Below are 26479 nucleotides of genomic sequence, written 5' to 3' on the forward strand. Positions count from 1 at the left end.
CGCCGCTGCGCCGCCCACATAGGGTGGGAGCGATGATCGTCCGTACGGCCAGGACATCCCGACCATCCCAAGGGGCCCCATGAGCGAGACCGCAGCTACCGACCACCGGCTCCCGGTCGGGGTGATCGGCCTGGGTGACATCGCGCAGAAGGCCTACCTGCCCGTGCTCACCGCGCTGCCCGGGCTCGACCTGCGGCTGATGACCCGGGACGCGGCCAAGCTCGACCGGATCGGCGAGGCCCACCGGATCGCGCCCGAGCACCGCTTCACCGACCTCGGCGCGCTGATCGGCAGCGGCATCCGCGCCGCGTTCGTGCACGCCGCCACCGACCAGCACGTCCCGATCGTCGAGCAGCTGCTCACCGCCGGAGTGGACGTCTACGTGGACAAGCCGCTCGACTACACCCTGGACGGCGCCCGCCGCCTGGTCGGCCTCGCCGACCGCACCGGCCGCTCGCTGACGGTCGGCTTCAACCGCCGCCACGCGCCCGGCTACGTGCAGGCCAAGGAGCGCCCACGCGACCTGATCGTGCTGCAGAAGAACCGCGAGGGGCTGCCGGAGGCCGCCCGCACCCTGGTCTACGACGACTTCATCCACGTCGTGGACGTGCTCCGCTTCCTCGCCCCCGGCGAGATCGAGCACGTGGACGTCCGGGCCCGCACCCGGGACGGCCTGGTCGAGCACGTGGTGCTCACCCTGGGCGGCGAGGGGTTCACCGCGCTGGGCATCATGAACCGGCTGTCCGGTTCGACCGAGGAGGTCCTGGAGGTCTCCGGCGGCGACTCCAAGCGGGAGGTGCGCAACCTGGCCGAGGTGGTCGACCACCGCGGCCAGCCCACCGTCCGCCGACGCGGCGACTGGGTGCCGGTCGCCCGCCAGCGCGGCATCGAGCAGTGCGTCGTCGCCTTCCTGGACGCCGTCCGCTCCGGGCGGACCGTCGACGCCCATGACGCGCTGCGCACCCACGAGCTGTGCGAGCTGGTCGTGGAGCGGATCGAGGCTTCCTGGGAGTCCGCTGGGAGCGGACTGTGAGAAGGCTGGGCTGACGGCCCGTCACGTCGCCCGAGCGGAACCGACAGTTCACCGACGAGGTCTTGTCGGGGCATTTTCTACGCGCGTATCTTGAGGGTCGCCGCGGGGGGCGGGCGTCCGTCCCCCGCTCCTTCGCTACGCGAGTAGCGCGCGCCCGAAGCGCGCCTCCGCCCGGACCGCCGTGCCACGACCGTGCCGCACGGCGGAGCTAGGAGTCCTGCCCGGTGACCACTGCCCCCGCACCCCGCCCCCGCAGAGCCCTGCTGCGCGCCGCCCTGATCCCGGCCTCGCTGGCCGCCTCGCTCGTGCTCGTCCCACTCCCGGTGGCGAACGCCGCCGCTGCCGCCACCCCCGCCCCGACCGAGGCCGGCCCGCTGCGGATCCACGACGTCCAGGGCTCCACCCGGATATCCCCGCAGGCCGGCAAGCCCGTCACCGGCGTCCCCGGGATCGTCACCGGCGTGCGCGCGTACGGCAGTTCCAAGGGCTTCTGGATCCAGGACCCGCACCCGGACGCCGACCCGGCCACCAGCGAGGGCATCTTCGTCTTCACCGGCGGCAACCCGACCGTCAAGGCCGGCGACTCGGTGCTGGTGAGCGGCAAGGTCACCGAGTACTACCCGGGCTACGCCGGCGGCTCGCAGTCCGTCACCGAGATCTCTGCCCCGGGCGTCACGGTCGTCTCCTCGGGCAACCCGCTGCCCGCCCCGGTGGTCGTGGACACCCGCAACATCCCCGGCACCTACGCCCCGGCGGCCGGCGCGGACGGCACCATCGACGCCGTCAAGCTCGACCCGGAGAAGTACGCCCTGGATTTCTACGAGTCCCTGGAGGGCATGCTCGTCCAGGTCAAGGACGTCCGGGTGATCCAGGCGACCGACAAGTACAACGAACTCTGGGTCGCCGCCGACCGCCAGGATCAGCGCAGCAAGCGCGGCGGCGTGCTGTACGAGTCCTACCGCGAGCCCAACGTCGGCCGTCTGATGGTGCAGCAGCAGGCGGCGTCCTCGCAGCAGCCGTTCCCGGTGGCCAACGTCGGCGACGAGCTGACCGGCACCACCACCGGCCCGCTGGACTACAACCAGTTCGGCGGCTACACGCTCGTCGCCGGCACTGTGGGCACGCTGAAGGACAACCACCTCCAGCGCGAGGTGACCGCCCAGCCGAGCGACCGCGAACTCACCCTCGCCACCTACAACGTACAGAACCTGGCCCCGAACAACCCGGCCGCCAAGTTCGCCGAGCTCGCCCGGGGCATCGTCACCAACCTGCGCTCACCCGACGTCGTCGCCCTGGAGGAGATCCAGGACGACAACGGCAACAAGAACGACGGCACCGTGGACGCGAGCCGGACCGTCGCCACGTTCATCGCTGCGATCAAGGCGGCCGGCGGCCCGGCCTACGACTGGCGCTCCATCGACCCGCAGGACGGCAAGGACGGCGGCGAGCCCGGCGGCAACATCCGCCAGGTCTTCCTGTTCAACCCGCAGCGGGTCTCCTTCACCGACATCGCGGGCGGCGACGCCACCACCGCCGTCGGCGTCACCGGCACCGGCGCCGCCGCCGCGCTGACCGCCTCGCCCGGCCGGATCGAGCCGAACGACGAGGCCTGGACCGACAGCCGCAAGCCCCTGGTCGGGCAGTTCGCCTTCCGCGGCCGGAAGGTCTTCGTGATCGCCAACCACTTCAACAGCAAGGGCGGCGACCAGGGCATCGACAGCCGCTTCCAGCAGCCGACCCGCAGCTCCGAGGTGCAGCGGACCAGGCAGGCCACCGTCGAACAGGCCTTCGTCGCCCGGCTGCTGGCCGCCGACCCGGAGGCCGAGGTGGTCTCCCTCGGCGACTTCAACGACTACCAGTTCTCGCCCGCACTGGCCGCGCTCACCAAGGGCGGCGTGCTGCGTGACCTGGTGAACGAGCTGCCCGAGACCGAGCAGTACTCCTACGTCTACCAGGGCAACTCGCAGGTGCTGGACCACATCCTGGTCAGCCCCGAGGTCGGCTACGCCAAGTACGACGTGGTGCACATCAACTCCGAGTTCGCCCAGCAGGCGAGCGACCACGACCCCCAGGTGGTCCGCATCAAGCCGTGACGTGAGCTGCGGTTATCCTGCCTCCGTACGCTGCCTCCGCCGCCGGTGATCCCCGGCGGCGGAGGCAGCGCCGTGTGACAGGGCAGAGACGGGGAGACGATGGAGTACCGGATCGAGCGGATCGGCCGCGAGGACTGGCAGCGCCTGCGGAAGGTGCGGCTGGCCCAACTCCTCGACACGCCCCTGGCGTTCGGCGAGACCCATGAGTACGCGAGCCACCAGGGCGAGGGCAACTGGCGGGCCCGGACGAACTGGGTCAACGAGCCCGGCCGGATCGGCCTGGTCGCGGTGGACACCGACGGCGAGTGGGTCGGCACGATGCTCTCCGTACCGAACGCCGACCAGGCCGACGCCGTCGACCTGATCGGCGTCTGGGTGGACCCGGCGCACCGCGGCCGCGAGCGCGGCGTCGCGGACGCCCTGCTGGACGCGGTGCTCGGCTGGGCCCGCGACCGGGGCGCCGGGCGGATGCTGCTCGGGGTGCACGAGGCGAACCCCCGCGCCGCCGCCTTCTACCTGCGGCGCGGGTTCACGTACACCGGGGGCGAGACGCCGTACGTGCTGGACGCCTCGGCCCGGCTCCTGGAGATGGCCCTCCCGCTGGGGTGACATCGAGAGGGCCCGGATCCTGGAGACAGCCCTCCCGCTGGGCTGACGCCCGGGCGGGGAGGGCCCGGACCTCATCGGCCGACGTACTCCGCCAGGGCCTCGCCGGTCAGCGTCGAGCGGGCGGCGACCAGCTCGGCCGGGGTGCCCTCGAAGACCACCCGCCCGCCGTCGTGGCCCGCGCCCGGGCCGAGGTCGATGATCCAGTCGGCGTGCGCCATGACCGCCGGGTGGTGCTCGATCACGACGACCGACTTGCCGGACTCCACCAGCCGGTCCAGCAGCCCGAGCAGCTGCTCGACATCGGCCAGGTGCAGGCCGGTGGTCGGCTCGTCCAGGACGTAGACGCCGCCCTTGTCCGCCATGTGGGTGGCCAGCTTGAGCCGCTGCCGCTCGCCCCCGGAGAGCGTGGTGAGCGGCTGTCCGAGGCTGACGTAGCCGAGCCCGACGTCCGCCAGCCGCTCCAGGATCCGGTGCGCGGCCGGGAGCCTGGCCTCGCCCGAGCCGAAGAACTCCGCGGCCTCGGTCACCGACATCGCCAGCACCTCGGCGATGTCCCGGCCGCCGAGCCGGTACTCCAGCACCGCGGGCTGGTAGCGCTTGCCCTCGCAGTCCTCGCACGTGGTGGCCACCCCGGCCATCATCGCCAGGTCGGTGTAGACCACGCCCGCGCCGTTGCAGGTCGGGCAGGCGCCCTCGGAGTTGGCGCTGAACAGGGCCGGCTTCACGTCGTTGGCCTTCGCGAAGGCCTTGCGGACCGGTTCGAGCAGCCCGGTGTAGGTGGCCGGGTTGCTGCGCCGGGAGCCGCGGATCGCGCCCTGGTCGACCGAGACGACGCCGGCGCCCGGTGCGATCGAGCCGTGGATCAGCGAGCTCTTGCCGGAGCCGGCCACCCCGGTCACCACCGTGAGCACCCCGAGCGGGACGTCCACGTCCACGTTCCGCAGGTTGTGGGTGTCCGCGCCCCGGATCTCCAGCTGCCCGGTGGGCTTGCGCACCTCCTCCCGCAGCGGCGCCCGGTCGGCCAGGTGGCGGCCGGTGACGGTGCCGCTGCCGCGCAGCCCCTCGACGGGCCCCTCGTAGCAGACCGTGCCGCCCGCCGTGCCGGCGCCGGGGCCGAGGTCGACGACGTGGTCGGCGATCGCGATGGTCTGCGGCTTGTGCTCCACCACGAGCACGGTGTTGCCCTTGTCCCGCAGGCGCAGCAGCAGCTTGTTCATCCGGTCGATGTCGTGCGGGTGCAGGCCGGTGGTGGGCTCGTCGAAGACGTACGTGGTGTCGGTGAGCGAGGAGCCGAGGTGGCGGATCATCTTGACCCGCTGCGCCTCTCCGCCGGAGAGCGTGCCGGACGGGCGGTCGAGCGAGAGGTAGCCGAGGCCGATCTCCACGAAGGAGTCGAGGGCCTGGCGCAGCGTGGTGAGCAGCGGTGTCACGGAGGGCTCGTCGAGTGCGCGGACCCAGGCGGCGAGGTCGCTGATCTGCATCGCGCAGGCGTCGGCGATGCTGATCCCGGCGACCTTGGAGGAGCGGGCGGCCGCGCTGAGCCGGGTGCCCTCGCAGTCCGGGCAGGCGGTGAAGGTGACGGCCCGTTCCACGAAGGCGCGGATGTGCGGTTGCAGCGCGTCCTTGTCCTTGGCGAGCATCGACTTCTGGATCTTGGGGATCAGGCCCTCGTAGGTCAGGTTGACGCCGTTGACCTTGACCTTGGTCGGCTCCCGGTGGAGGAAGTCCCGCAGCTCCTTCGCGGTGTAGTCGCGGATCGGCTTGTCCGGGTCGAGGAAGCCCGAGTTGGCGTAGATGCCGACCGTCCACCAGCTGTCGGTCTTCCAGCCGGGGATGGTGATCGCGCCCTCGGAGATCGACTTGGTGGCGTCGTAGAGCTGGGTGAGGTCGATGTCGGAGACGGTGCCGCGCCCCTCGCAGCGCGGGCACATGCCGCCGGTGATGCTGAAGCTGCGCCGTTCCTTGACGGTCTTGCCGCCGCGTTCGACGGTGACCGCGCCGGCCCCGCTGATCGAGGGGACGTTGAAGGAGAAGGCCTTGGGGGAGCCGATGTGCGGGGTGCCGAGGCGGCTGAAGAGGATGCGCAGCATCGCGTTGGCGTCGGTGGCGGTGCCGACGGTGGAGCGCGGGTCGGCGCCCATCCGCTGCTGGTCGACGATGATGGCGGTGGTGAGGCCTTCGAGGACGTCCACCTCGGGGCGGGCCAGGGTGGGCATGAAGCCCTGGACGAACGCGCTGTAGGTCTCGTTGATCAGCCGCTGGGACTCGGCGGCGATGGTGTCGAAGACCAGCGAGCTCTTGCCCGAACCGGACACGCCGGTGAACACCGTCAGGCGGCGCTTGGGGAGGTCGACGCTGACGTCCTTGAGATTGTTCTCGCGCGCGCCGTGGACGCGGATCAGGTCGTGGCCGTCGGCGGCGTGCGGCTCGGGCGGGTGCGCGTCCGTCCTCTTGGACATGGTTCTGGTCTCTCCCTGTCGGTCGGGCGGGCCCGTCCCCGCGGTCACGGTCGGTGGTGGAGCCCTTCGATCCAACCAGGATCGAACGGATCCGGACCGGCCGGTGCCGTAGCGGGGCGGGCCCGTCGGGCGGGTGGTTGCCGGGTGGTTCAGCGCACTTCGTTGAAGCGGATCAGGTTGCCGGCCGGGTCGCGGAAGGCGCAGTCGCGCGGGCCCCACGGCTGCTCGGTCGGCTCCTGCACCAGCTCGGCGCCGCCGGACTTCAGCCGGTCGAAGGTGGCGTCCAGGTCGGGGGTGGCCAGGACGAGCCGGGCGTAGGTGCCCTTGGCCATCATCTCGGTGATCGTCTTGCGCTCCTCCTCGGTGACCCCGGGGTCCGCGGCCGGCGGCTCCAGGACCACGGAGACGCCGGCCTGGCCGGGCGCCCCGAGGGTGATCCAGCGCATCGGGCCGCCGCCGACGTCGTTGCGGACCTCGAAGCCGAGCAGGTCGCGGTAGAAGGCGAGGGAGGCCTCGGGGTCGGTGTGCGGGAGGAAGGTCCAGTGAATGGTGATGTCGTTCATGAGGGCAACGCTAGGCGGGCCCCCGGGCCGGGCGCTTCTCGAATCCTGATCGGTCCGCGTGCCCGGCCCGGCGGCGAGCGCTGTCAGATGGTGAGCGGGTCAGACGGGCGGCAGCAGATCGCTCTCGCTGACGGTGTACGTCAGCGGGGGGTAGCGGAAGTCCGTCTCGGTGTTCTCACGGCGTCGCAGCCGGTAGAACTCCTGCCGCTGCTCCTCGTCGGCCGAGCGGAGGCGCGCACCGTGCGGGAGGTACGCATGGCCGTCTCGGAACCGGACGGAGGTCTTCGACGCCCGGAAGGTCACGCCCAGCCACTGGTTGTCCGCCGCCTGGACGGGCTTGTCCAACACGATCCTGTGCCGGAGGCGCCGGTTCGAGGCGACGGAGAACGCGACGACACTGTGGTGGGCGAGCGGGATCTCGAACGTCCCGCCCCCGGCGTCCTTCGACTCGAAGACCAGCTTCCTCGGCGGCCCTGCTTCGGGACGTCGGTAGCAGGAGAAGACGGCGATGTACGAGTCGTCGGCCAGATCGAGGGCTTGGTCGCTGTGGCTGCCCATGGTGGTGTAGGCGTTCGTGTAGCTCTCGATGAGGGCGTTGTTGAAGCCGACCGAAAGCCCCGCACGTTCCTGGATCCTTCGCGCGAGGTGTTCGTGCACCGCCCGGAACCGCTGCGTCGGACTGCCGTACCGGGTGGTCGTCCGCACGAGCGGCACGCCACCCGCCTCGTCGATCCGGGCAAGGGTGGCGCCCCGGCGGCCTTTTCCCACGTCTTCGAGGCGAGCCGACGCCGACAGCTCGGCGAAGAGGCCCTCCTCGGCCGGCAGCGGGTACGAGAGGATTTCGTCCGAAATCCTAGGCTCGGGGGGCAAGGTAGTCTCCCGTGTTCATGCTGAAGCGGAATCCGTCGCCGTAGTCGATCGTGGACGAGGTCCTGTTCTCCTCGGCGTACAGCCTGCGGAGGTCGTCCATGCCGGCCGGTGTGGGCGGCCCCAGCTCCACCAGGCCTCCGGCCGCTTTGAGGAACGTGCGGCCGTCCTTGTGCACGGCTTCGGTGCCGGAGCAGCGCACCACGTATCCCAGGCGGGTCGGGAGCGATTCGGCGGCCAGCATGGAGGGCCGGATCTCGTGCGTGTACAGGCGGTTGGTGGACAGCGGCATGAGGAACACGGAGCCGGGGTGGAGGGTCAGGGTGAACTGCGGGGGGAGCGTGCCGCCGCCGTGTTCCCCGGCCGGTTCCTTGAGTCGGAAGTGGAGCCTGGTCAGTCCGCTGGCACCCTTCACGCCGTGGTCGAAGGCGTCCTCGGCCAGCGGCTGCAGCTTGTCGAGCCGGTCGTAGAAGGTGCAGAAGGCCATGATGCCGTTGGCGGGCATGTCCTTGGTCTTGTCGGCGTGGGCCGAGATCCTGGCCTTGGACTGCTTGCGCCCGGCCGTGGCACGGGTGTTGTGGTAGATCTGGGCGAGGACGTGGTTCAGCGGCGCGTGGTTCCGGAAGACGGCGGCGGCCTCGCGGTTCAGGTCCGCCACGATGCGGGTGTCGGTCGGGCGGAAACCCTCGGTCGGCCCGGAGAGGTTCGTGGAGCACCGGAGCAGGCGGAAGTGCAGTTCGTCACCGTCCCGGGTGACGGGCGTCAGGTAGATCCCGCTGCGATGGGCCGTCCCGGGTTTGGTGGACTCCGTCAGGGACTGGAACGCGTGCTCGGCACGGATGCGTCCGAAGTGGTCGTCGCCGGGGTCGAAGAAGCGGCGGTAGTACACGCCGACGCCGTGGACACGGGTGGGAACGCGGCCGAGGTCGACCAGGGTCCACGGTTGGCCGGCGTCCCCGTGGCGGTCCTCGCGGTAGCCGTGTGACAGCTCCCGGATGACGAACACCCGGTCAGCCGTGCGCAGTTGGCGGTCGCTGATCGTCGATATGTCGCCACAGAGGTAGACGGTCCTGTGCGTGAGGTCGGGCGCACCGGACGCAAGGTCCTCCGGTGTGACCGTGGACCCGAAGAAGTCCCGGATCAACCGGCTCACGTCGTCATCGTGCGGTGTCGAAGGCGCAACCAGGATGGTGCCCGCATCCTCGATGCGGGCTTCGGCCGGCTCTGTTGTGTGCATCAAACGGTCCCCGCCATTCGCAGATCTTGGTGATCGGTCAAAACCGTAACCGTTGACGGCAACGGGCCGCCCCCGGCATCGGTTCCGACCGCGGCGGACGGCCGCCGGTCCGGGTGCTCCGTACGGCGAAACAAGCAGGCGTGATTGCTTTTTTCGCGAGGCGGTGCCACGCTGCTGCCCGACGGCGATCCCGCTGGGGCGTCGCCAACTCACCGGCAGGGGAGGCGCATTGGTGCGCGACGGCGCGGTACTGCGGATCGGCAACGGCTCGGGGTTCTACGGCGACCGCTTCGCCGCGATGCGGGAAATGCTCACCGGCGGGCCGCTGGACGTCCTCACCGGGGACTACCTGGCCGAGCTGACCATGCTCATCCTGGCGCGGGACCGGCTGAAGGACCCGTCGCTCGGCTACGCCCGGACCTTCCTGCGCCAGATGGAGGACTGCCTCGGGCTGGCCCGCGAGCGCGACGTCAAGATCGTGGTGAACGCGGGCGGCCTCAACCCGGCCCGGCTCGCCGACGAACTGCGCGAGCTGGCCCGGCGGCTGGGCGTCGAGGCCGCCGTCGCGCACGTCGAGGGCGACGACCTGCTGCCGCGCCGGGCCGAACTCGGCCTGCCCGACGGCCTGGTGGCGGCCAACGCCTACCTCGGCGCGTTCGGCATCGCGGCCTGTCTGGCCGAGGGCGCGGACGTGGTGGTCACCGGCCGGGTGACGGACGCGGCACTGGTCGCCGGGCCCGCGATCGCCCGCTTCGGCTGGACCCCGAAGGACCTCGACGCCCTGGCCGGGGCGGTCGCCGCCGGACACGTCCTGGAGTGCGGCGCCCAGGCGACCGGCGGCAACTACGCCTTCTTCCGCGAGCACGACGTGACCCGGCCCGGCTTCCCGATCGCCGAACTGCACGCCGACGGCTCCAGCGTGATCACCAAGCACCCGGGCACCGGCGGCGCCGTCACCATCGGCACCGTCACCGCCCAACTCCTGTACGAGACCGGCGGACCGCACTACCTCGGGCCGGACGTCACCGCCCGGCTGGACACCGTGCGGCTCACCGAGGAGGGCCCGGACCGGGTCCGGATCGACGGCGTGCGGGGCGAGGCCCCGCCGCCCACCCTGAAGGTGGGCCTCAACCGGATCGGCGGCCACCACAACGAGGTGGTCTTCGTCCTCACCGGCCTGGACGTCGAAGCGAAAGCCGCCCTGGCGCGACGGCAGTTCGCCGAGGCCCTGCCGCCCGAAGCCCGCCCCGCCGAACTGCGCTGGACGCTCGCCCGCACCGACCACCCGGACGCGCCGACCGAGGAGGCCGCCTCCGCCCTCCTGCGGCTGACCGCCCGGGATCCCGACCCGGCCAAGGTCGGACGGCAACTCGGCAAGGCGGCCGTGGAGTCGGGCCTCGCCGGCTACCCCGGCTTCCACCTCACCGCCCCGCCCGGGCCGGGCTCGCCGTACGGGGTGTTCACCGCCGTGTCCGTCGACGCCGGGGCCGTCGAGCACACCGCCGTCCTGCCCGGCGGCCGCCGACTCGCCGTCCCGCCCGTACCGGCCACCGCACAATCCGGCGACGCCGTCGGCGAGTTGCCCGAGCCGCTGCCGGCCGGACCGACCCGGCGGGCCCCGCTCGGCCTGGTGGCCGGCGCCCGGAGCGGGGACAAGGGCGGCGACGCCAACCTCGGCGTCTGGGCCCCCACCGACGACGGCTGGCGCTGGCTCGCTCACGCCCTCACGGTGGAGCGGCTGCGCGCACTCCTCCCCGAGACGGCGGACCTGACCGTCACCCGGCACCTCCTGCCGAACCTGCGCGCCGTCAACTTCACCCTCACCGGCCTGCTCGGCGAGGGCGTCGCCGCCCGGCACCGCTTCGACCCGCAGGCGAAGGCCCTCGGGGAGTGGCTGCGCTCCCGCCACCTGGACATCCCGGAACGGCTCCTGGCCCGGGAGCCGTTCCCCGACCGTGCGGAGGCGCCGCGATGACCGTCCTGCCCACCCGCGTCGACCCGGCCGGCCCGGAGTACGCCGAGCACCGCGCCGCGATGCTCGCCAAACTCGCCGACCTGGAGGCCGAGCACGCCAAGGCGTTGGCCGGCGGCGGCCCCAGGTACCTGCAGCGCCACCGCGAGCGCGGCAAGCTGCCGGCCCGCGAGCGGATCGAGCTGCTGGTCGACCCGGACTCCCCGTTCCTGGAGCTGTCCCCGCTGGCCGCCTGGGGCAGCGACCACCCGGTGGGTGCCGCGCTGGTCACCGGCATCGGGGTGATCGAGGGCGTGGAGTGCGTGATCACCGCCAACGACCCGACCGTGCGCGGCGGCGCCAGCAACCCCTGGACGCTGCGCAAGGCCCTGCGAGCCAACGAGATCGCGCGGCACAACCGCCTCCCGCTGGTGAACCTGGTGGAGTCCGGCGGCGCCGACCTGCCCAGCCAGAAGGAGATCTTCATCCCCGGCGGCGCCCTCTTCCGCGACCTCACCCGGCTGTCCGCCGCCGGCGTCCCCACCGTGGCCGTGGTGTTCGGCAACTCGACGGCCGGCGGCGCGTACGTGCCCGGCATGTCGGACCACACCGTGCTGGTCAGGGAGCGGGCCAAGGTGTTCCTCGGCGGCCCGCCGCTGGTCAGGATGGCCACCGGCGAGGAGTCGGACGACGAGTCGCTCGGCGGCGCCGACATGCACGCCCGCACCTCCGGCCTGGCCGACCACTTCGCGGTGGACGAGGCCGACGCCCTGCGGCTGGCCCGCCGGATCGTCGCCCGGCTCGACCACCGCAGGGCCGGCCCCGCGCCCGACCCGCGCGCCGAGCCGCCGAGGTACGACGAGGAGGAGCTGCTGGGCATCGTCCCCGGCGACCTCAAGGTGCCCTTCGACCCGCGCGAGGTGATCGCCCGGCTGGTCGACGGCTCCGACTTCGACGAGTTCAAGCCGCTCTACGGCACCAGCCTGGCCACCGGCTGGGCCCGCCTGCACGGGTACCCGGTGGGCGTGCTGGCCAACGCGCACGGCGTGCTGTTCAGCGCGGAGTCCCAGAAGGCCGCCCAGTTCATCCAGTTGGCGAACCAGCGGAGCACCCCGCTGCTGTTCCTGCACAACACCACCGGCTACATGGTCGGCAGGGACTACGAGCAGGGCGGCATCATCAAGCACGGCGCGATGATGATCAATGCCGTCGCCAACTCCCGGGTGCCGCACCTGTCGGTGCTGATCGGCGCCTCCTACGGGGCCGGTCACTACGGCATGTGCGGCCGGGCGTTCGAGCCGCGCTTCCTGTTCTCCTGGCCGAGCGCCAAGTCCGCCGTGATGGGCCCGCAGCAGCTCGCCGGGGTGCTCTCGATCGTCGCCCGGCAGTCGGCCGCCGCGAAGGGGCAGCCGTACGACGAGGACGCGGACGCGGCGATCCGGGCGATGGTCGAGCAGCAGATCGAGGCCGAGTCGCTGCCGGTGTTCCTGTCCGGCCGGCTCTACGACGACGGCGTGATCGACCCGCGCGACACCCGGACGGTGCTCGGCCTGTGCCTGTCCGCGGTCCACAACGCGCCGGTCGAGGGTGCGCGCGGCTACGGCGTCTTCCGGATGTGAGGGGGCAATCGTGAGGTCCACGACAGTGCTGGCACCGACGACGTCGATCGGCAACCTGCTGGTCGCCAACCGGGGCGAGATCGCCCGCCGGGTCTTCCGCACCTGCCGGGAGCTCGGCATCGCGACCACCGCCGTCCACTCCGATCCGGACGCGGACGCCCCGCACGTGCGCGAGGCCGACGCGGCCGTCCGGCTGCCCGGGGCCGCGCCCGCCGACACCTATCTGCGCGCCGACCTGATCGTCCGCGCCGCGCTCGCCGCCGGGGCCGACGCCGTCCACCCCGGGTACGGATTCCTGTCCGAGAACGCCGAGTTCGCGCGGGCCGTACTGGACGCGGGCCTGCTCTGGGTCGGCCCGCCGCCGGCCGCGATCGCCGCGATGGGCTCCAAGACGGCCGCCAAGCGGCTGATGGCCGCGGCCGGCGTGCCCGTCCTCGGCGCGCTCGCCGAGCCGACCGAAGCCGACCTGCCGGTCCTGATCAAGGCCGCCGCGGGTGGCGGCGGCCGCGGCATGCGGGTGGTGCGCGCCCTCGCCGAACTGCCCGGCGAACTGGCGGCCGCCCGCGCCGAGGCCGCCAAGGCCTTCGGCTCGGACGAGGTGTTCTGCGAGCGCTACCTGCCCGCCGGGCGGCACGTCGAGGTCCAGGTGCTGGCCGACGCGCACGGCACGGTCTGGGCGGTCGGCGACCGCGACTGCTCGCTGCAGCGGCGGCACCAGAAGGTGATCGAGGAGGCGCCCGCCCCGGGCGTCCCGGAGCGGGTCCGGGCCGAGCTGCACGCCGCGGCGGTGAGCGCGGCCCGGGCGATCGGCTACGTCGGCGCGGGCACCGCGGAGTTCCTGCTCGCGGCGGACGGCGGGTTCTGGTTCCTGGAGATGAACACCCGGCTGCAGGTCGAGCACCCGGTCACCGAGGCGGTCACCGGACTGGACCTGGTGGCCCTCCAACTCGCCGTCGCCGAAGGGCAGGAGCTGCCGCCGCAGCCGCCCGCTCCGCACGGCCACGCGATCGAGGCCCGGTTGTACGCGGAGGACCCGGCCCGGGACTGGCAGCCCGCCACCGGCACCCTGCACCGCCTCGAACTCGCCGTTCCGCACGAGGAGTTCACCGGCCGGGGCATGCGGCTGGACTCCGGCGTGGCGGCCGGCGCCGAGATCACCCCGCACTACGACGCGATGCTCGCCAAGGTGATCGCCTGGGCGCCGACCCGCGCCGCCGCCGCCCGCCGGCTGGCCGACGCGCTGGCCCGCGCCCGGATCCACGGCCCGGCCACCAACCGGGAGTTGCTGGTCCGGGCGCTGCGGCACCCGGCCTTCCTGGCCGAGCGCCTGCACACCGGCTTCCTGGCCGAGCACGGGGCCGAACTCACCGCGCCGGACGCCCAGGGCATCGAACGCGCCGCCCTGGCCGCCGCCCTCGCCGACGCCGCCGCCCGGCGCACGGCGCTTCCGTCCGGTTGGCGCAACCTGCCCTCCCAGCCGCAGCTCAAGCGCTACCGGTCGGATGACGGCACCGAGTCGGAGGTCCGCTACCGCCTCACCCGCGCGGGCCTCCGGGCCGAGGGCCACCCGCAGACCGAACTGGTCGAGGCCGGCCCCGACCTGGTCGTCCTGTGCGAGGCCGACGTGCGGCGCGGCTACCGCGTCGCCCGCTACGGCGACCGGGTCCACGTCGACTCGCCCCTCGGCAGCACCGCGCTCACCGCCCTCCCGCGCTTCCCCGCCCCCGCCGTCCGCACCGACCCGGGTGCGCTGCTCGCCCCGATGCCCGGCACCGTCGTGCGCACCACCGCCGCCGTCGGCGACACCGTGACCGCCGGCCAGCCGCTGCTCGTGCTGGAGGCGATGAAGATGGAGCACCGCGTCACCGCCCCCGCCGACGGCATCCTCGTCGAACTGCGCGCCACCCCGGGCCGGCAGGTCGAACTCGGCACCCTGCTCGCCGTCGTGCAAACGGCGGACCCCGCCACCGTCTGAGGAAGGACCCCGCATGTCCGCCATCGGCAGCCAGCTCCTCGAAACCCCCGAACGCCGTGCCCTGCGCCAGGCCGTCGGCGACCTCGGGCGCCGCTACGGCTCCGCGTACTACCTCGCCAAGGCCCGGGCCGGCGAGCCCGCCGACGAACTGTGGGCGGAGGCCGGCAAGGCCGGCTACCTCGGCGTCAACCTGCCCGCCGAGTACGGCGGCGGGGGCGGCGGCATCACCGACCTCGCGATCGTCCTCGAAGAACTGGGCGCCGCCGGCTGCCCGCTGCTGCTGCTCATCGTCTCCCCGGCGATCTGCGGCACCGTGATCGCCCGCTACGGCACCGAGGAGCAGAAGCGGAGCTGGCTGCCCGGACTCGCCGACGGCAGCCGCAAGATGGCCTTCGGCATCACCGAGCCGGACGCGGGCTCCAACGCGCACCGGATCTCCACCGTCGCCCGCCGGGACGGCGCGGACTGGCTGCTCAGCGGCCGCAAGGTGTTCGTCTCCGGCATCGACCACTCCGACGCCGTCCTGTTCGTCGCCCGCACCGAGACCGCGGCCACCGGGGGGAGCCCCAGGCTCAAGCCCTGCCTGTTCGTCGTCCCGCGCGACACCCCCGGCTTCGAGTTCCGGCCGATCCCGATGGAACTCGTCGCCCCCGAGAAGCAGTTCCAGGTCTTCCTGGACGACGTCCGGCTGCCCGCCGACGCGCTGGTCGGCGACGAGGACGCGGGCCTGCTGCAACTGTTCGCGGGCCTCAACCCCGAGCGGATCCTCACCGCCGCCTTCTCGCTCGGCCTCGCCCGCCAGGCCCTCGGCAAGGCCGTCGAGTACGCGAGGACCCGCACCGTCTGGTCCACCCCGATCGGCGCCCACCAGGGGCTGGCCCATCCGCTGGCCCAGTGCGCGGTGGAGGTCGAACTGGCCCGGCTGATGACCCAGAAGGCCGGGCTGCTCTACGACGCGGGCGAGGACGCGGCCGCGGGGGAGGCCGCCAACATGGCCAAGTACGCGGCCGGGGAGGCCGCCGCCCGTACGGTCGACCAGGCGGTGCAGACCCTCGGCGGCAACGGCCTCACCCAGGAGTACGGGCTGGGCGCGCTGCTGGCGGCCACCCGGGTCGGCCGGGTCGCCCCGGTCAGCCGCGAGATGGTGCTCAACTACGTCGCCCAGCACACCCTCGGCCTGCCCCGGTCGTACTGAGCCGGGGCGCCGTGCCGCTGCTCACCGTGCCGAGGACAGGTGGGCGAAGACCACGGTGTTGGCCTCGTACCCGGTCTTCCGGTCGAACTTCCCGCCGCAGGTGATCAGCCGCAGCTCGGCCCGGCCGGTGCCGCCGCCGTACACCAGGGCGTCCGGGAAGTCCTTCTTCGCGAAGACCCGTACGGAGTCCACGGTGAACACGGCGGTGTGCCGGTCCTTGCGGGCCACCTCGACGGTGTCGCCCGGGCGCAGCAGCCCGAGCCGGTAGAAGACGGCCGGCCCGCTGCGGTTGTCCGCGTGCCCGACGACGACGGCGGTTCCGTCGGCTCCGGGCGCGGCTCCGTCCCGGTACCAGCCGGTGAGGTTGCGCTGCTCCATGGGCGGGGTGCCCGGTGCTCACGGTGGGGTGCTCCAGGGTCCGGGGCCGCACCCGGGGGTGGGCGGCCGTGGGGCAACACCGTCCGTGCGGGTGCCCCCGGGGGCAACCGTGCCACGCAGGCGCGGCCTCCGGTTCCCCACAATGGCCCAGCCTCCCCCCTGACTGTCCGTATGCTCCTGAACGCGCCCCGAACCGATCCACCAGCGGTTTTGTTGCTGCGTCAACTTCCTTACTGGAGGCTTACCTTGGTGTTCCGAAGTGAATTCCCGGACGTCCCCGTGGCCGACCTGCCGGTCCACGAGGCAGTGCTCGGCGCCGCGGCCCGGTACGGCGACCGGCCGGCTCTGATCGACGGCCTCACCGGGGAGCAGGTCAGCTACACGCAGCTCGCCGCCGCCGTCGAGCGGGTCGCTGCCGGGCTGGCCGGATCAGGGGTGCGCCGCGGAGACGTCATCGCCCTCTTCAGCCCCAACACGATCGCCTACCCGATGGCCTACTACGGCGCCACCCGGGCCGGCGCCACCGTGACCACCGTGCCCTCGCTGGCCACGCCCGCCGAACTTGCCGGCCAGCTGCGCGACAGCGGCGCCCGCCGGCTGATCACCGTCTCCCCGTTCCTGCCGACCGCCCGGACCGCCGCCGACCTGCTCGCCGAGCAGGGCCACCCGCTCACCGAGGTCCTCGTCCTGGACGGCGCCGACGGCCACCGCTCGCTCGCCGACCTGCTCGCCGCCCCCGGCCCCGCGCCCGAGGTCGCCATCGACCCGGGCGAGGACGTCGCCGTGCTGCCGTACTCCAGCGGCACCACCGGCCTGCCCAAGGGCGTGATGCTCACCCACCGCTCGATCGCCACCAACCTCGTCCAGTGCGACGCCCTCTACCGCCCCGGCGTGGGCGAGCGGGTGCTCGCCGTCCTGCCCTTCTTCCACATCTACGGCCTGGCCGCGCTGCTCAACCAGCCGCTGCGCTGCGGCGCCACCGTGGTCGTGCTGCCCCGCTTCGACCTGGAGCAGTTCTGCCGCGCCGTCGAGGAGCACCGGGTCCAGGCCCTGGTGGTGGCCCCGCCGATCGCGCTCGCCCTGGCCAAGCACCCGGTCGTGGACCGCTACGACCTCTCCTCCGTCGAGTACCTGCTGTGCGCCGCCGCCCCGCTGGACCACGAGCTCGCCGACGCCTGCGCCCGGCGCCTCGGCCTGCCGCACCTGCTCCAGGGCTACGGCATGACCGAGCTCTCCCCGGTCACCCACGTCGTCTCCCCCCGGGAGGGCGACCCCCCGCGCGGCTCGGTCGGCCGGATGGTCCCCTCCACCGAGCTGCGGATCGCCGCCCTGGACGGCTCCGGAGACGACCTCGGGCCCGGCGAGCGCGGCGAGCTGCTGATCCGCGGCCCCCAGGTGATGAAGGGCTACCTCGGCCGCCCCTGCGAGACCGCCGCCGTGATCGACACCGACGGCTGGCTGCACACCGGCGACGTCGGCTACGTCGACGAGCGCGGCTACCTGCACATCGTCGACCGGGTGAAGGAACTGATCAAGTACAAGGGCTACCAGGTCGCGCCCGCCGAACTGGAGGCCGTCCTGCTCGGCCACCCGCAGATCGCCGACGCCGCCGTGATCGGCGTCCCGGACGCCGAGGGCACCGAGTGCCCCAAGGCCTTCGTGGTCCGCGCCCCCGGCAGCGGGCTCACCGCCGAGGAGGTCACCGGGTACGTCGCCGCGCAGGTCGCCCCGTACAAGAAGGTCCGCGCGGTGGAGTTCGTCGACGCCGTCCCCAAGTCCGCGGCCGGCAAGATCCTCCGCCGTGAACTGCGCGCCCGCGAGGCCGCGCGCGCTGCCGCCCACTGAACCGGCAGGGCCCCGGCGGGCGAGGACCGGCGCCCGTCTGTGAGGATCGACCCGCCGCGCCCGCACCGGAACAGGAGCCGCCAGCAGCCATGGCCAGCCACCCCGCCGCCCGCACCCCCCAGCAGGACCGCAGCCGCGCGACCAGGGCCCGGCTGCTCGCGGCGGCCGTGGACTGCCTGGCCGAACTCGGCTGGCACGGCTCCACCGCCACCGTGGTCGCCGAGCGCGCCGGCGTCTCCCGGGGCGCCGCCCAGCACCACTTCCCGACCCGCGAGGACCTCTTCACCGCGGCCGTCGAGCACGTCACCGCCGAGCGGCTGGCGGCCGTCCGCGCCCACGCGGACGAGCTGCCGGCCGTCGGCCCCGACCGCACCCTGGCCGTGGTCGACATGATCGTGCGCCTCTACACCGGCCCGCTGTTCCGCGCCGCCCTGCACCTGTGGACCGCCGCCGCCACCGAGGAGGGGCTGCGCGAGCGGATCGTCGCCCTGGAGGGCCACGTCGGCCGGGAGGCCCACCGGGCCGCCGTCGAGTTCCTGGACACCGACGAGAGCCACCCCGGCGTGCGCGAGTCCGTGCAGGCCACCCTGGACCTCGCCCGCGGACTGGGCCTGGCCAACCTGCTCACCGACGACAGCCTCCGACGATCCGGGGTGATCCGGCAGTGGGCGGGCGTTCTGGAGAGTACGCTGCGGCCGGTACGCCCATGACGCCCGTACATCCGGAGCGGCCGGACGACTCCTGACCAAGGGGTCGCCGGGCGGCCGATGTCCGTGCAGTCTGGAGAAGAACCCCGGCCGGCACGGACCGCGAGGCCCACCCGGTCGGGACACGAGGCCGAACCGGGGTGCTGTCTGATCATGCACGGACACGAGTGGGACGCTACCGACGCCGCCGACCCGGCACCGGGCGGCGCCCCGGCACGTCCCGAGGACACCCGCCCCGAGGGCATACGTCCCCAGGGCATACGTCCCGAAGGACACCGGCTCGTCCCGCTCGCGACGGCCCTGCTCCAGGGCGACGGCCTGATCCTGCACTGGAGCGAGGACGCCGAGGCCCTGCTCGGCTACACCTCCGACGAGGCCGTCGGCAGCTACGCCGCCCAACTGCTCACCGACGCCGGCGACCGCACCGAGGTGCTGGACCTCTTCGGGCGGATCATGAACGGCACCGGCTGGTCCGGCGTCTTCCCGGTCCGCCACCGCGACGGCCACAAGGTCGACCTCGAGTTCCGCACCTACCCCATCGCCGGCCCGGCCGGCACCCTGCTGCTGCTCGCCACCGCCTCCGACATCCGCGCCCTGCACGCCGTCGAGGCCGACCTGGCGGTGCTGGACGGCATCTTCGGCCGCTCGCCGATCGGCATGGCCGTCTACGACCCGGACCTGCGCTACGTCCGGCTCAACGAGGCGCTCGCCCGGATGAACGGCGTGCCGGTCGCCGCCCACCTCGGCCGCCGGATATCCGCGGTGCTACCCGGCCTCAACAGCGCCGAGATCGAGCAGACCATAAGACAGGTGCTGACGACCGGCCGGCCCGTCGTGGACGCCCGCTCGCACGGCCGCGTCCCCGGCGACCCCAAGCGGGACCGCGCCTGGTCCGCCTCCTACTTCCGGCTGGAGGACTCCACCGGCCGGGTGTTCGGCGTCTGCTCCTCGATCATCGACGTCACCGAGCGCTTCCAGGCCGAGGCCCGCGCCGCCCGGGCCCAGGAGCGGCTGGCCACCATCGCCGAGGCGACCGCGCGGATCGGCACCACCCTCGACCTCCAGCGCACCGCCGAGGAGCTGATCGAGGCCGTCGTCCCCCGGTTCGCCGACTTCGCCACCGTCGACCTGCTGGAGCCGGTGCTGCGCGGCTCCGAGCCCACCGCGATCCCCTCCGACCGGACCGTCACCCTGCGCGCCGTCGCCGTCGGGGAGTCCTACGAGTCCGGCCTGGTGCACGCCGTGGACGTGGTCGGCGAGACCTCCGAGTACGCCCCCGACCGCAGCTACACCCAGTGCCTGCGCAGCGGGAAGCCGCTGGTCCGGGCCCACGTGGACGAGGAGGTGTTGCGCGGGCTGGTCTCCAGCGAGGACCGGGTGGCGCCCGGCATGGCGGCGGGCATCCACTCGTACCTGATGGTGCCGATCACCGCCCGGGGCATGGTGCTCGGCGGCTCCGAGTTCATCCGGATGCGCAACCCCGAGCCGTTCACCGCCGCCGACGTCGCCCTCGCCGAGGAACTGGTCGCCCGCACCGCGCTGGCCCTGGACAACGCCCGGCTCTACCGGCGCGAGCGGGAGACCGCCCTGACCCTGCAGCGCAGCCTGCTGCCGCAGGAGGTGCACCGCACCCTCGGCCTGGAGATCGCCTACCGTTACCTGCCCAGCAGCGTGGTCAGCGAGGTCGGCGGCGACTGGTTCGACGTGGTCCCGCTGTCCTGCGGGCGGGTCGCCCTGGTGGTCGGCGACGTGATGGGCCACGGCATCCGGGCCGCCGCCACGATGGGCCAGCTGCGCACCGTCGCCCGCACCCTCGCCACCCTCGACATGCCGCCCGAGCAGGTCCTCACCCGCCTGGACGAGACCGCCTCGGGAATCGGCGAAGGCCAGTTCGCGACCTGCGTCTGCGCGGTCTACGACCCGCTGGAGCGCACCCTCCAGATCGCCTCGGCCGGGCACCTGCCCCCGGTCCGGGTCGCCCCCGACGGCACCGCGCAGATGGTCGAGGTGCCGCCCGGCGTGCCGCTGGGCGTCGGCGGCGTGGCCTTCGAGTCGATCGAGTTCACCATTCCCGAGGGCGGCATGGTCGCGCTCTACACCGACGGCCTGGTCGAACGGCGCGGCCAGGACCTGGACGCCGGGATCGACCTGCTCGCCCGCACCCTCGCCGGGCCCGGCCGCACCCTGGAGGAGAGCTGCGACGCGGTCCTCGGGGCTCTGGTCACCGACGGCACGGAGGACGACATCGCGATGATCATGGCGCGGGTGCTGCCGCTGCCCGCCGACCGGATCGCGACCCTCCCGCTCACCGGCGGCGGCAGGCTGCCGGGCAAGGCCCGCCGGTTCACCCGGGCCACCCTGGAGACCTGGGGCCTGACCGCGCTCACCGACTACGCCGAACTGCTGGTCAGCGAACTGGTGACGAACGCCCTGCTGCACGCCGACGCCCCGCGCCGGCTGCGGCTGTTCCGCGACCGGGTGCTCACCGTCGAGGTCGCCGACGCCGGCGGGCAGGCCCCGCAGCTGCGTCCGTTCGCCGAGCAGGACGAGGGCGGCCGGGGGATGTTCCTGGTCAGTGAGCTGGCCCAGCGCTGGGGCAGCCGGCTCACCCGGGACGGCAAGGTGGTCTGGGCCGAGCTGGAGCTGCCGCTCGGGGCGAAGTAGCGGCGCACCGGAACGCGAGAACGGCCGTTCCCGACAGGAGAACGGCCGTTCCGTGGCGGCGGCCGGCGGCGCGGGTCACACGGGGACCTTCTCCGACACCTCCGCCGGCTCCTCGGCGGCCGCATCCGGCCCGGCCAGCCCGCGCAGCAGCCGCCAGGCCGTCACGGCCGCGCCGACCAGCAGCACGGCGGCCAGCAGCCCGGCGCTGTTCATGCCGCCGACGAAGACCTCCTTCGCGCTCGCCAGCAGCGGCTGCGCCACCTCCGGCGGCAGGCCCTGCGCCGTCTCGACGGCCGCGCCCAGCGACTCGCCGGCCCGGGCCGCGACCGCCGGGTCGGTGCCGGCCGGGACGGACAGCCCGTTCGCGTAGATCGAGCCGACCACCGAGCCGACCAGCGCGATGCCGAGCGCGGTGCCCAGCTCGTACGCCGTCTCCGAGACCGCCGAGGCGGCCCCGGCCCGGTCGGCGGGCGCGGCGCCCAGCACCAGGTCGGCGCCGAGCGTGTAGACCACGCCCTCGGCCGTGCCGACCAGGAGGAAGGACGCCGCCAGCAGCAGGTAGGTGGTGTCCTGCTGCAGGAAGCCGAGCGCGCCGACGCCCAGGCCCATCGCCAGCAGACAGGCCGTCAGCGCCTTCCGGGCGCCGAAGCGCCGGGCCACCCGGGCGGTCAGCAGACCGCCGACCACCGAGCCCGCGAAGGCCGGCAGCTCGGCCAGGCCGGCCTGGAGCGGTTGGTAGCCGCGGACCAGCTGCAGGTACTGCGAGACCACGAAGATCACGCCGGAGAGGCCGACCAGGGAGACCAGCGAGGCCGAGACCGCCGCGGTGAACCGGCGGTCGCGGAACAGCCGGACGTCGAGCAGCGGGGTCTCCAGCCGCAGCTGGCGGCGGACGAAGACGGTCAGCGCGGCGGCGCCCAGCACGAAGGCGGCGGGGACGTCCCAGCGGTCGACGCCGTGCGCGGCGGCCTCCTTCACCGCGTACACCACGCCGATCACCCCGGCCAGCGACAGGACGACGCTCAGCACGTCCCAGCGGCCGGGCTCCGGGTCCTTGGACTCGGGCAGCAGCCAGGCGCCGAAGCCCAGCAGCAGGAGCAGCACGGGGATGTTCATCAGGAACACCGAACCCCACCAGAAGTGCTCCAGCAGCGCCCCGCCGACCACCGGCCCGAGTGCGGCGCCGGCGGTGGCGGCCGCGCCCCAGATGCCGATCGCGGTGGCCCGTTCCCGGTCGTCCGGGAAGAGGCCGCGGATCAGCGAGAGGGTGGAGGGCATGATCGTCGCGCCGGCCACGCCGAGCAGCGCGCGGGCCAGGATCAGCCAGCCCGGGCCCGGCGCGTAGGCGGCCAGCAGCGAGGCGGCGCCGAAGGCGGTGGAGCCGGCCAGCAGCAGCCGCTTGCGGCCGATCCGGTCGCTCAGCGCGCCCATGCTGACCAGCAGGCCGGCCAGCACGAAGGAGTAGGAGTCGCCGATCCAGAGCAGCTGGGTGCCGGTGGGGCGCAGCGTCTCGCTGATCGACGGGATGGCGAGGGAGAGGACGGTCGCGTCGAGCGCGACCACGGTCACGGCCAGGACGAGGACGGCGAGGCCGGTCCAGCGCTGGCGGGCGGTCGGGGTGCTCATGGTTTATCGGTGTCCGGTCTGCGGTCCGAGGTGCTGGGGTCCGAGGTGCTGGGGTCCGAGGTGCTGCGGGCGGTGGGACTGGCGCCGGTGGGGCTTCCGCCGGTGGTCGGGCTGGCGGTGGTGTGGCCGGGGCCGGGGGCGTGCGGTCTGCGCAGCGCGCCGCCGAGGAAGAGCTCGGCGAGGGAGAAGGCGGCGTCGCGCGGGGCGAGCCGGCCGTCCTGGATGGACCAGCCGACGCCGGCGACCAGATCGAAGAAGGCCTCGCTCAGCCAGGCGGCGCTCAGCTCGATGCGGAACGCGCCCTGCTGCTGGCCGCGCAGGAACAGCGCGTGCAGCCGGGCGATCTGGAGCTCCCAGAGGTCGTTGATGTCGTCGTTCTCGTAGAGCTGGTTCTCGCCGGCCAGGAAGGCGCAGAGCGCGGCGTCGGGGACGGAGGCGTCCACCAGCCGGCGCAGCGCGGCCTCGGCGTCGCCGTCCTCGACGCCGGCGGTGTCCAGGGCGGCGGCGAACCGTCTCAGGCCGAGCAGGCCGACCTCGCGGATCAGTGCCTCGCGGCCCGGGAAGAGCCGGTGCAGTGTGGCGCGGCTGATGCCGGCGGCGCGCGCGATCTCGTCCAGGTGGGCGGTCGGGCGGCGGGAGAGCACGCTGACGGCGGCTTCGAGGACGGTGTCGCGGTCGGTGGCCATGAGTCGAGTGTAGGTCACGTGAGACATGGGTGTCTCATAATTGATCCATGAGTCTCAGATGACCCGCCAGCTGTTGGTGTGCGGGCAGCAAAAAACCGGGGACGGCGAGTGCCATCCCCGGTCGGGGTGCCGCGGTGCCGCGGCTCAGCTCTGGTTGTAGAACCCGGTGTCGTCGAGCGGGCGGTCGATCACCATCACCTCGACCTCGGCCGGGGTGAGCAGGAAGACCCGGCGGGCGATCCGCTCGATGCCGCCCTGGGTGCCGAAGATCAGCCCGGAGGCGAAGTCGACCATGCGCTTGGCCTCGGCCTCGTCCATTTCGGTGAGGTCCATGACCACCGGGATGCTCGCCCGGATGTGCTCACCGACGGTGCGGGCCGCCTCGAAGCCCGTCGGCCGCAGGGAGACGATCTTCGCGGGCGCGGCGGCGGACGGTACCGTCTCCTGGTCGACCCACTCGTCGTCGTACACCGCGGCCGGGTAGTGCCCCGAGGGCATCAGCCACCCGTTGTGGTGCTCGTCGCGAAGTGCTCCCATGCCGCGCCTCCCTGCCTCGTCCCGTCCTGGTCCCCCGGGGGCGCGTGCCGTCCTTGACACGTCATCCACTCGTCGGAACTGTCCGAGTATCGCACTGTTCACCGGTCCCGTGCCCGCTCGCGACCCCCGTACGAGTCGTGCCGCGCCGGAAGCCCGGGCGGACCCGGGCAATCACAGCAGACGCGGCGCGGCGCCGTACGGTTGCGCGCGTAGACCATATCGGTCGCAGTCACCGGGTAATTGACCTTCTGTCAACAAAGCGGAAACGATTTCACCCGGCGGTTCACTCGCCGGTCCGGCCGTCCACCAACTCGCGCAGAAGATCCGCGTGGCCGTTGTGTCGCGCGTACTCCTCGACCATGTGGGCGAGGATCCAGCGGAGCGTCACTTCCCGGCCGTGGCGCGGCCGCTTGCCCACGGTGTCCAGCGGCAGGCCGTCGGCCGCGCGGCGGGCGGCCGCGATCTCGGCGCGCCAGGTGGCGAAGTCGGCGGCGACGTCGGCGGTGTCGACGTTGTCGAAGTCACCGTCCGGATCGGCCTTGCTCCAGTAGTGGCCGGTGGCGAACTCCTTGCCGAGCAGGATCTCCTGGAACCAGTAGCGCTCCACCTCGGCCATGTGCCAGACCAGGCCGAGCAGCGAGAGGCCGGACGGCGGGACGGAGCGCAGGCGCAGCTGATCGTCGCTCAGCCCCTCGCACTTGACGGCGAGGGTGCTGCGGTGGAAGTCGAGGAAGGCGGTGAGGGTGGCGGACTCGTCGGCGGCCATCGGCGGGTCCACCCGCGGGTTCTGTTCGGTCATGCCCGCCATCCTGACGCCCGGCGCCGAGGCGGGGCGAGCGATTTGTTCGGCCGGGCGTTCAGCCGGTCGTCTCCCGGCGGCGGCCCTTGGCCGTCCGCCAGAGCCCGACCAGCGTGCCCGCCGCGAGCAGGGCGATCACACCCGCCGACAGCAGGAAGGCCGCCGAACCCGGCCGGTCCGCGCTGGCCGCCGCCGTGACGTACACCGCCGTGGTCGGCACCACGCCGATCGCGGTGGCGAGCAGGAACGGCAGGAAACGGACGCCGGAGAAGGCCGCACCGTAGTTGGCCGCCTGGAACGGCATGCCGGGCAGCAGCCGCAGCACCAGCACGCTGCGGAAGCCCTGTTCGGTGAACCTGCGGTCCAGGGCGCCGAGTACCTTCCCGTGCAGGTGGGGGCGGAGCGCCTCCCGCCCGAGCCCCCGGCCGAGCCCGAAGGCCAGGGCGGCCCCCACCGTGGTGCCGAGGACCGCCAGCGTGACGCCCTGCTGGATGCCGAGCAGCAGCCCGGCGGCCGCGTTCAACGCCGGCCGGGGCACGAACGCGAGCGTCCCCACCGCGTAGACCAGCGCGAACAGCGGCCCGAACCAGTACCCGGGCAGCCGGTCCGCCAGCCCGCCCGACAGCAGGTCCGTCGGGCTCCACAGCAGCAGCGAGCCGGCTGCCGCGCCGAGCAGCACGATCAGCAGTGCGAACCGCCACCAGGGGGAACGCGGGGCGGCGGGTGGTGCGGCAGGAGGCGCGGGATCGGCGACGGGGCCGGAAACGGGGGCGGGAACGGGCGCGGACACCGCCCGAGCGTAACCGGTGCGCCGGGGCGCCCCGGCGCCTGCCCCAGCCCGGCCGCCCCCCGGCCCGCGCCCGGCCCCCGCCCGGCCGCCGACTCAGCTGTACGGGTCCTTCTCGGGGTTGTAGTGCCAGAACTGGTTGGCTCCGGCCTGGTACTCCCACTGGATCACCGGGGTGCCGTCGGCCAGGGCGCCGCCGGCGACGTCGAGGACGAGCGCGCTGGAGGCGTTCACGATGCGGCGGGGGGTGCCGGGGTGGCTCGCGGGCGGGTCGCTCCACTTCTGGTTGGAGCCGCCGTTGCAGGCCCACTGGTCGGCCTGGGTGCCCCAGGCGGTGCTGTAGGCGGGGATCTCCAGGCACTTGCCGCTGTGCAGGTTGATCCAGCCGTCGGCGGTCTGGGTCCACTTCTGGTTGTCGCCGCCGGTGCAGGTCCAGATCCGGACGGGGGCGCCGTCGTCGGTGCGCCAGTCGGCGACCTCCAGGCAGAGGTCGTTCGGCCCGGCGTACATCCCGGTGCGGATCTCGGCGGGGCCGAAGTCGGTGGCGGCGGCTGGGGCCGCCGGAGCCGCCGGTGCGGGTGGGGCGGTGAGGGCCACCGCGGCGGTGGCGAGGACGGCGGTGGCGGCGGCTAGCCGGGTACGACGGGTCATCTGGTCGACCTCCGTGGGTACGGTTCGGCGCCGACCGGCGACGAGGCCCGGCAGGGGTTGCCGGGAGTCCCGGGCCGCGACGGGGTGTTCGACGGCCGGGAGTTCGAAGAAGTTGTGCGGGGCGCCCCGGACAGGTGAAGACGTCGTGGAGACCGCCGGGCGGAGGGCGAGGTCGGCGAGGTCGGCGGGGCACTCCCT

The 26479-nt window shown here is 73.4% G+C and carries 21 protein-coding genes; 10 read left to right on the forward strand and 11 right to left on the reverse strand.

Annotation, left to right across the window (positions count from 1 at the left end; translation table 11 throughout):
- The first annotated feature begins 79 nt into the window (after positions 1-79).
- The 3 genes from AC0B61_RS09170 (at position 80) to AC0B61_RS09180 (ending at position 3735) form a co-directional block, all read left to right on the forward strand.
- Positions 80-1033, forward strand: a complete 954-nt coding sequence (locus tag AC0B61_RS09170) for a Gfo/Idh/MocA family protein (RefSeq protein WP_471739976.1) — start codon at positions 80-82, stop codon at positions 1031-1033.
- A 224-nt stretch (positions 1034-1257) separates the two neighbouring features.
- A complete protein-coding gene (locus AC0B61_RS09175; protein WP_471739977.1) occupies positions 1258-3126 on the forward strand; it encodes an endonuclease/exonuclease/phosphatase family protein in 1869 nt (622 codons plus the stop codon).
- A 99-nt stretch (positions 3127-3225) separates the two neighbouring features.
- The gene (locus AC0B61_RS09180) at positions 3226-3735 is read left to right on the forward strand and encodes a GNAT family N-acetyltransferase (protein WP_471739978.1); all 510 of its coding nucleotides are present in this window, start codon (positions 3226-3228) and stop codon (positions 3733-3735) included.
- Between the two features lie 71 nt (positions 3736-3806).
- Here AC0B61_RS09180 and AC0B61_RS09185 read toward each other — a convergent pair whose 3' ends face one another.
- The 4 genes from AC0B61_RS09185 to AC0B61_RS09200 all read right to left on the reverse strand — a co-directional run bounded on the left by AC0B61_RS09185 (position 3807) and on the right by AC0B61_RS09200 (position 8861).
- The gene (locus AC0B61_RS09185; protein WP_471739979.1) at positions 3807-6194 is read right to left on the reverse strand and encodes an ATP-binding cassette domain-containing protein; all 2388 of its coding nucleotides are present in this window, start codon (positions 6192-6194) and stop codon (positions 3807-3809) included.
- A gap of 149 nt (positions 6195-6343) precedes the next feature.
- The gene (locus AC0B61_RS09190) at positions 6344-6757 is read right to left on the reverse strand and encodes a VOC family protein (RefSeq protein WP_471739980.1); all 414 of its coding nucleotides are present in this window, start codon (positions 6755-6757) and stop codon (positions 6344-6346) included.
- 99 nt (positions 6758-6856) lie between these two features.
- On the reverse strand, positions 6857-7627 hold the full coding sequence (locus AC0B61_RS09195; RefSeq protein ID WP_471739981.1) for an alpha-ketoglutarate-dependent dioxygenase AlkB family protein: 771 nt from the start codon (positions 7625-7627) through the stop codon (positions 6857-6859).
- Positions 7611-8861, reverse strand: a complete 1251-nt coding sequence (locus tag AC0B61_RS09200; RefSeq protein WP_471739982.1) for a hypothetical protein — start codon at positions 8859-8861, stop codon at positions 7611-7613. The genes AC0B61_RS09195 and AC0B61_RS09200 overlap by 17 nt, the downstream gene beginning before the upstream one ends.
- Before the next feature lie 232 nt (positions 8862-9093).
- On the opposite strand from AC0B61_RS09200, the gene AC0B61_RS09205 reads away from it, so the two are divergent.
- Genes AC0B61_RS09205 through AC0B61_RS09220 form a run of 4 tightly spaced genes read left to right on the forward strand, consistent with a single transcriptional unit; the run spans position 9094 to position 15601 of the window.
- A complete protein-coding gene (locus AC0B61_RS09205; protein WP_471739983.1) occupies positions 9094-10836 on the forward strand; it encodes an acyclic terpene utilization AtuA family protein in 1743 nt (580 codons plus the stop codon).
- Positions 10833-12431, forward strand: a complete 1599-nt coding sequence (locus AC0B61_RS09210) for an acyl-CoA carboxylase subunit beta (protein WP_471739984.1) — start codon at positions 10833-10835, stop codon at positions 12429-12431. The genes AC0B61_RS09205 and AC0B61_RS09210 overlap by 4 nt, the downstream gene beginning before the upstream one ends.
- 10 nt (positions 12432-12441) lie before the next feature.
- Positions 12442-14406, forward strand: coding sequence for an acetyl/propionyl/methylcrotonyl-CoA carboxylase subunit alpha (locus AC0B61_RS09215; RefSeq protein WP_471739985.1), 1965 nt, complete (start codon positions 12442-12444; stop codon positions 14404-14406).
- A gap of 13 nt (positions 14407-14419) precedes the next feature.
- On the forward strand, positions 14420-15601 hold the full coding sequence (locus tag AC0B61_RS09220) for an acyl-CoA dehydrogenase family protein (protein ID WP_471739986.1): 1182 nt from the start codon (positions 14420-14422) through the stop codon (positions 15599-15601).
- A gap of 21 nt (positions 15602-15622) precedes the next feature.
- Here AC0B61_RS09220 and AC0B61_RS09225 read toward each other — a convergent pair whose 3' ends face one another.
- The gene (locus tag AC0B61_RS09225) at positions 15623-15979 is read right to left on the reverse strand and encodes a class F sortase (protein ID WP_471739987.1); all 357 of its coding nucleotides are present in this window, start codon (positions 15977-15979) and stop codon (positions 15623-15625) included.
- Positions 15980-16225: 246 nt separating this feature from the next.
- Between AC0B61_RS09225 and AC0B61_RS09230 the strand changes: the two genes are divergently transcribed.
- From AC0B61_RS09230 to AC0B61_RS09240, 3 genes are all read left to right on the forward strand, one after another.
- Positions 16226-17824, forward strand: a complete 1599-nt coding sequence (locus tag AC0B61_RS09230; RefSeq protein ID WP_471739988.1) for a 4-coumarate--CoA ligase family protein — start codon at positions 16226-16228, stop codon at positions 17822-17824.
- Positions 17825-17913: 89 nt separating this feature from the next.
- Positions 17914-18534: a TetR/AcrR family transcriptional regulator gene (locus tag AC0B61_RS09235; protein WP_471739989.1), complete on the forward strand. Its 621-nt coding sequence runs from the start codon at positions 17914-17916 to the stop codon at positions 18532-18534.
- A gap of 150 nt (positions 18535-18684) precedes the next feature.
- The gene (locus AC0B61_RS09240; protein WP_471739990.1) at positions 18685-21195 is read left to right on the forward strand and encodes a SpoIIE family protein phosphatase; all 2511 of its coding nucleotides are present in this window, start codon (positions 18685-18687) and stop codon (positions 21193-21195) included.
- 75 nt (positions 21196-21270) lie between these two features.
- On the opposite strand, the gene AC0B61_RS09245 is transcribed toward AC0B61_RS09240, so the two are convergent.
- The 6 genes from AC0B61_RS09245 to AC0B61_RS09270 form a co-directional block, all read right to left on the reverse strand.
- Positions 21271-22821, reverse strand: a complete 1551-nt coding sequence (locus AC0B61_RS09245) for an MFS transporter (protein WP_471739991.1) — start codon at positions 22819-22821, stop codon at positions 21271-21273.
- On the reverse strand, positions 22818-23507 hold the full coding sequence (locus AC0B61_RS09250; RefSeq protein ID WP_471739992.1) for a TetR/AcrR family transcriptional regulator: 690 nt from the start codon (positions 23505-23507) through the stop codon (positions 22818-22820). Before AC0B61_RS09250 ends, AC0B61_RS09245 begins: the two co-directional genes overlap by 4 nt.
- A gap of 144 nt (positions 23508-23651) precedes the next feature.
- Complete coding sequence (locus AC0B61_RS09255; protein ID WP_471739993.1) at positions 23652-24044, reverse strand: cell division protein SepF; 393 nt, start codon at positions 24042-24044, stop codon at positions 23652-23654.
- 283 nt (positions 24045-24327) lie between these two features.
- The gene (locus tag AC0B61_RS09260; protein WP_471739994.1) at positions 24328-24843 is read right to left on the reverse strand and encodes a DinB family protein; all 516 of its coding nucleotides are present in this window, start codon (positions 24841-24843) and stop codon (positions 24328-24330) included.
- Between the two features lie 58 nt (positions 24844-24901).
- The gene (locus AC0B61_RS09265; protein WP_471739995.1) at positions 24902-25633 is read right to left on the reverse strand and encodes a TVP38/TMEM64 family protein; all 732 of its coding nucleotides are present in this window, start codon (positions 25631-25633) and stop codon (positions 24902-24904) included.
- Between the two features lie 93 nt (positions 25634-25726).
- Positions 25727-26281 carry an RICIN domain-containing protein gene (locus tag AC0B61_RS09270; RefSeq protein ID WP_471739996.1) on the reverse strand — a complete coding sequence of 185 codons (555 nt, stop codon included), beginning with the start codon at positions 26279-26281 and terminating at the stop codon, positions 25727-25729.
- Positions 26282-26479: the final 198 nt, after the last annotated feature.

This window comes from Kitasatospora sp. NPDC023385, assembly GCF_055664045.1.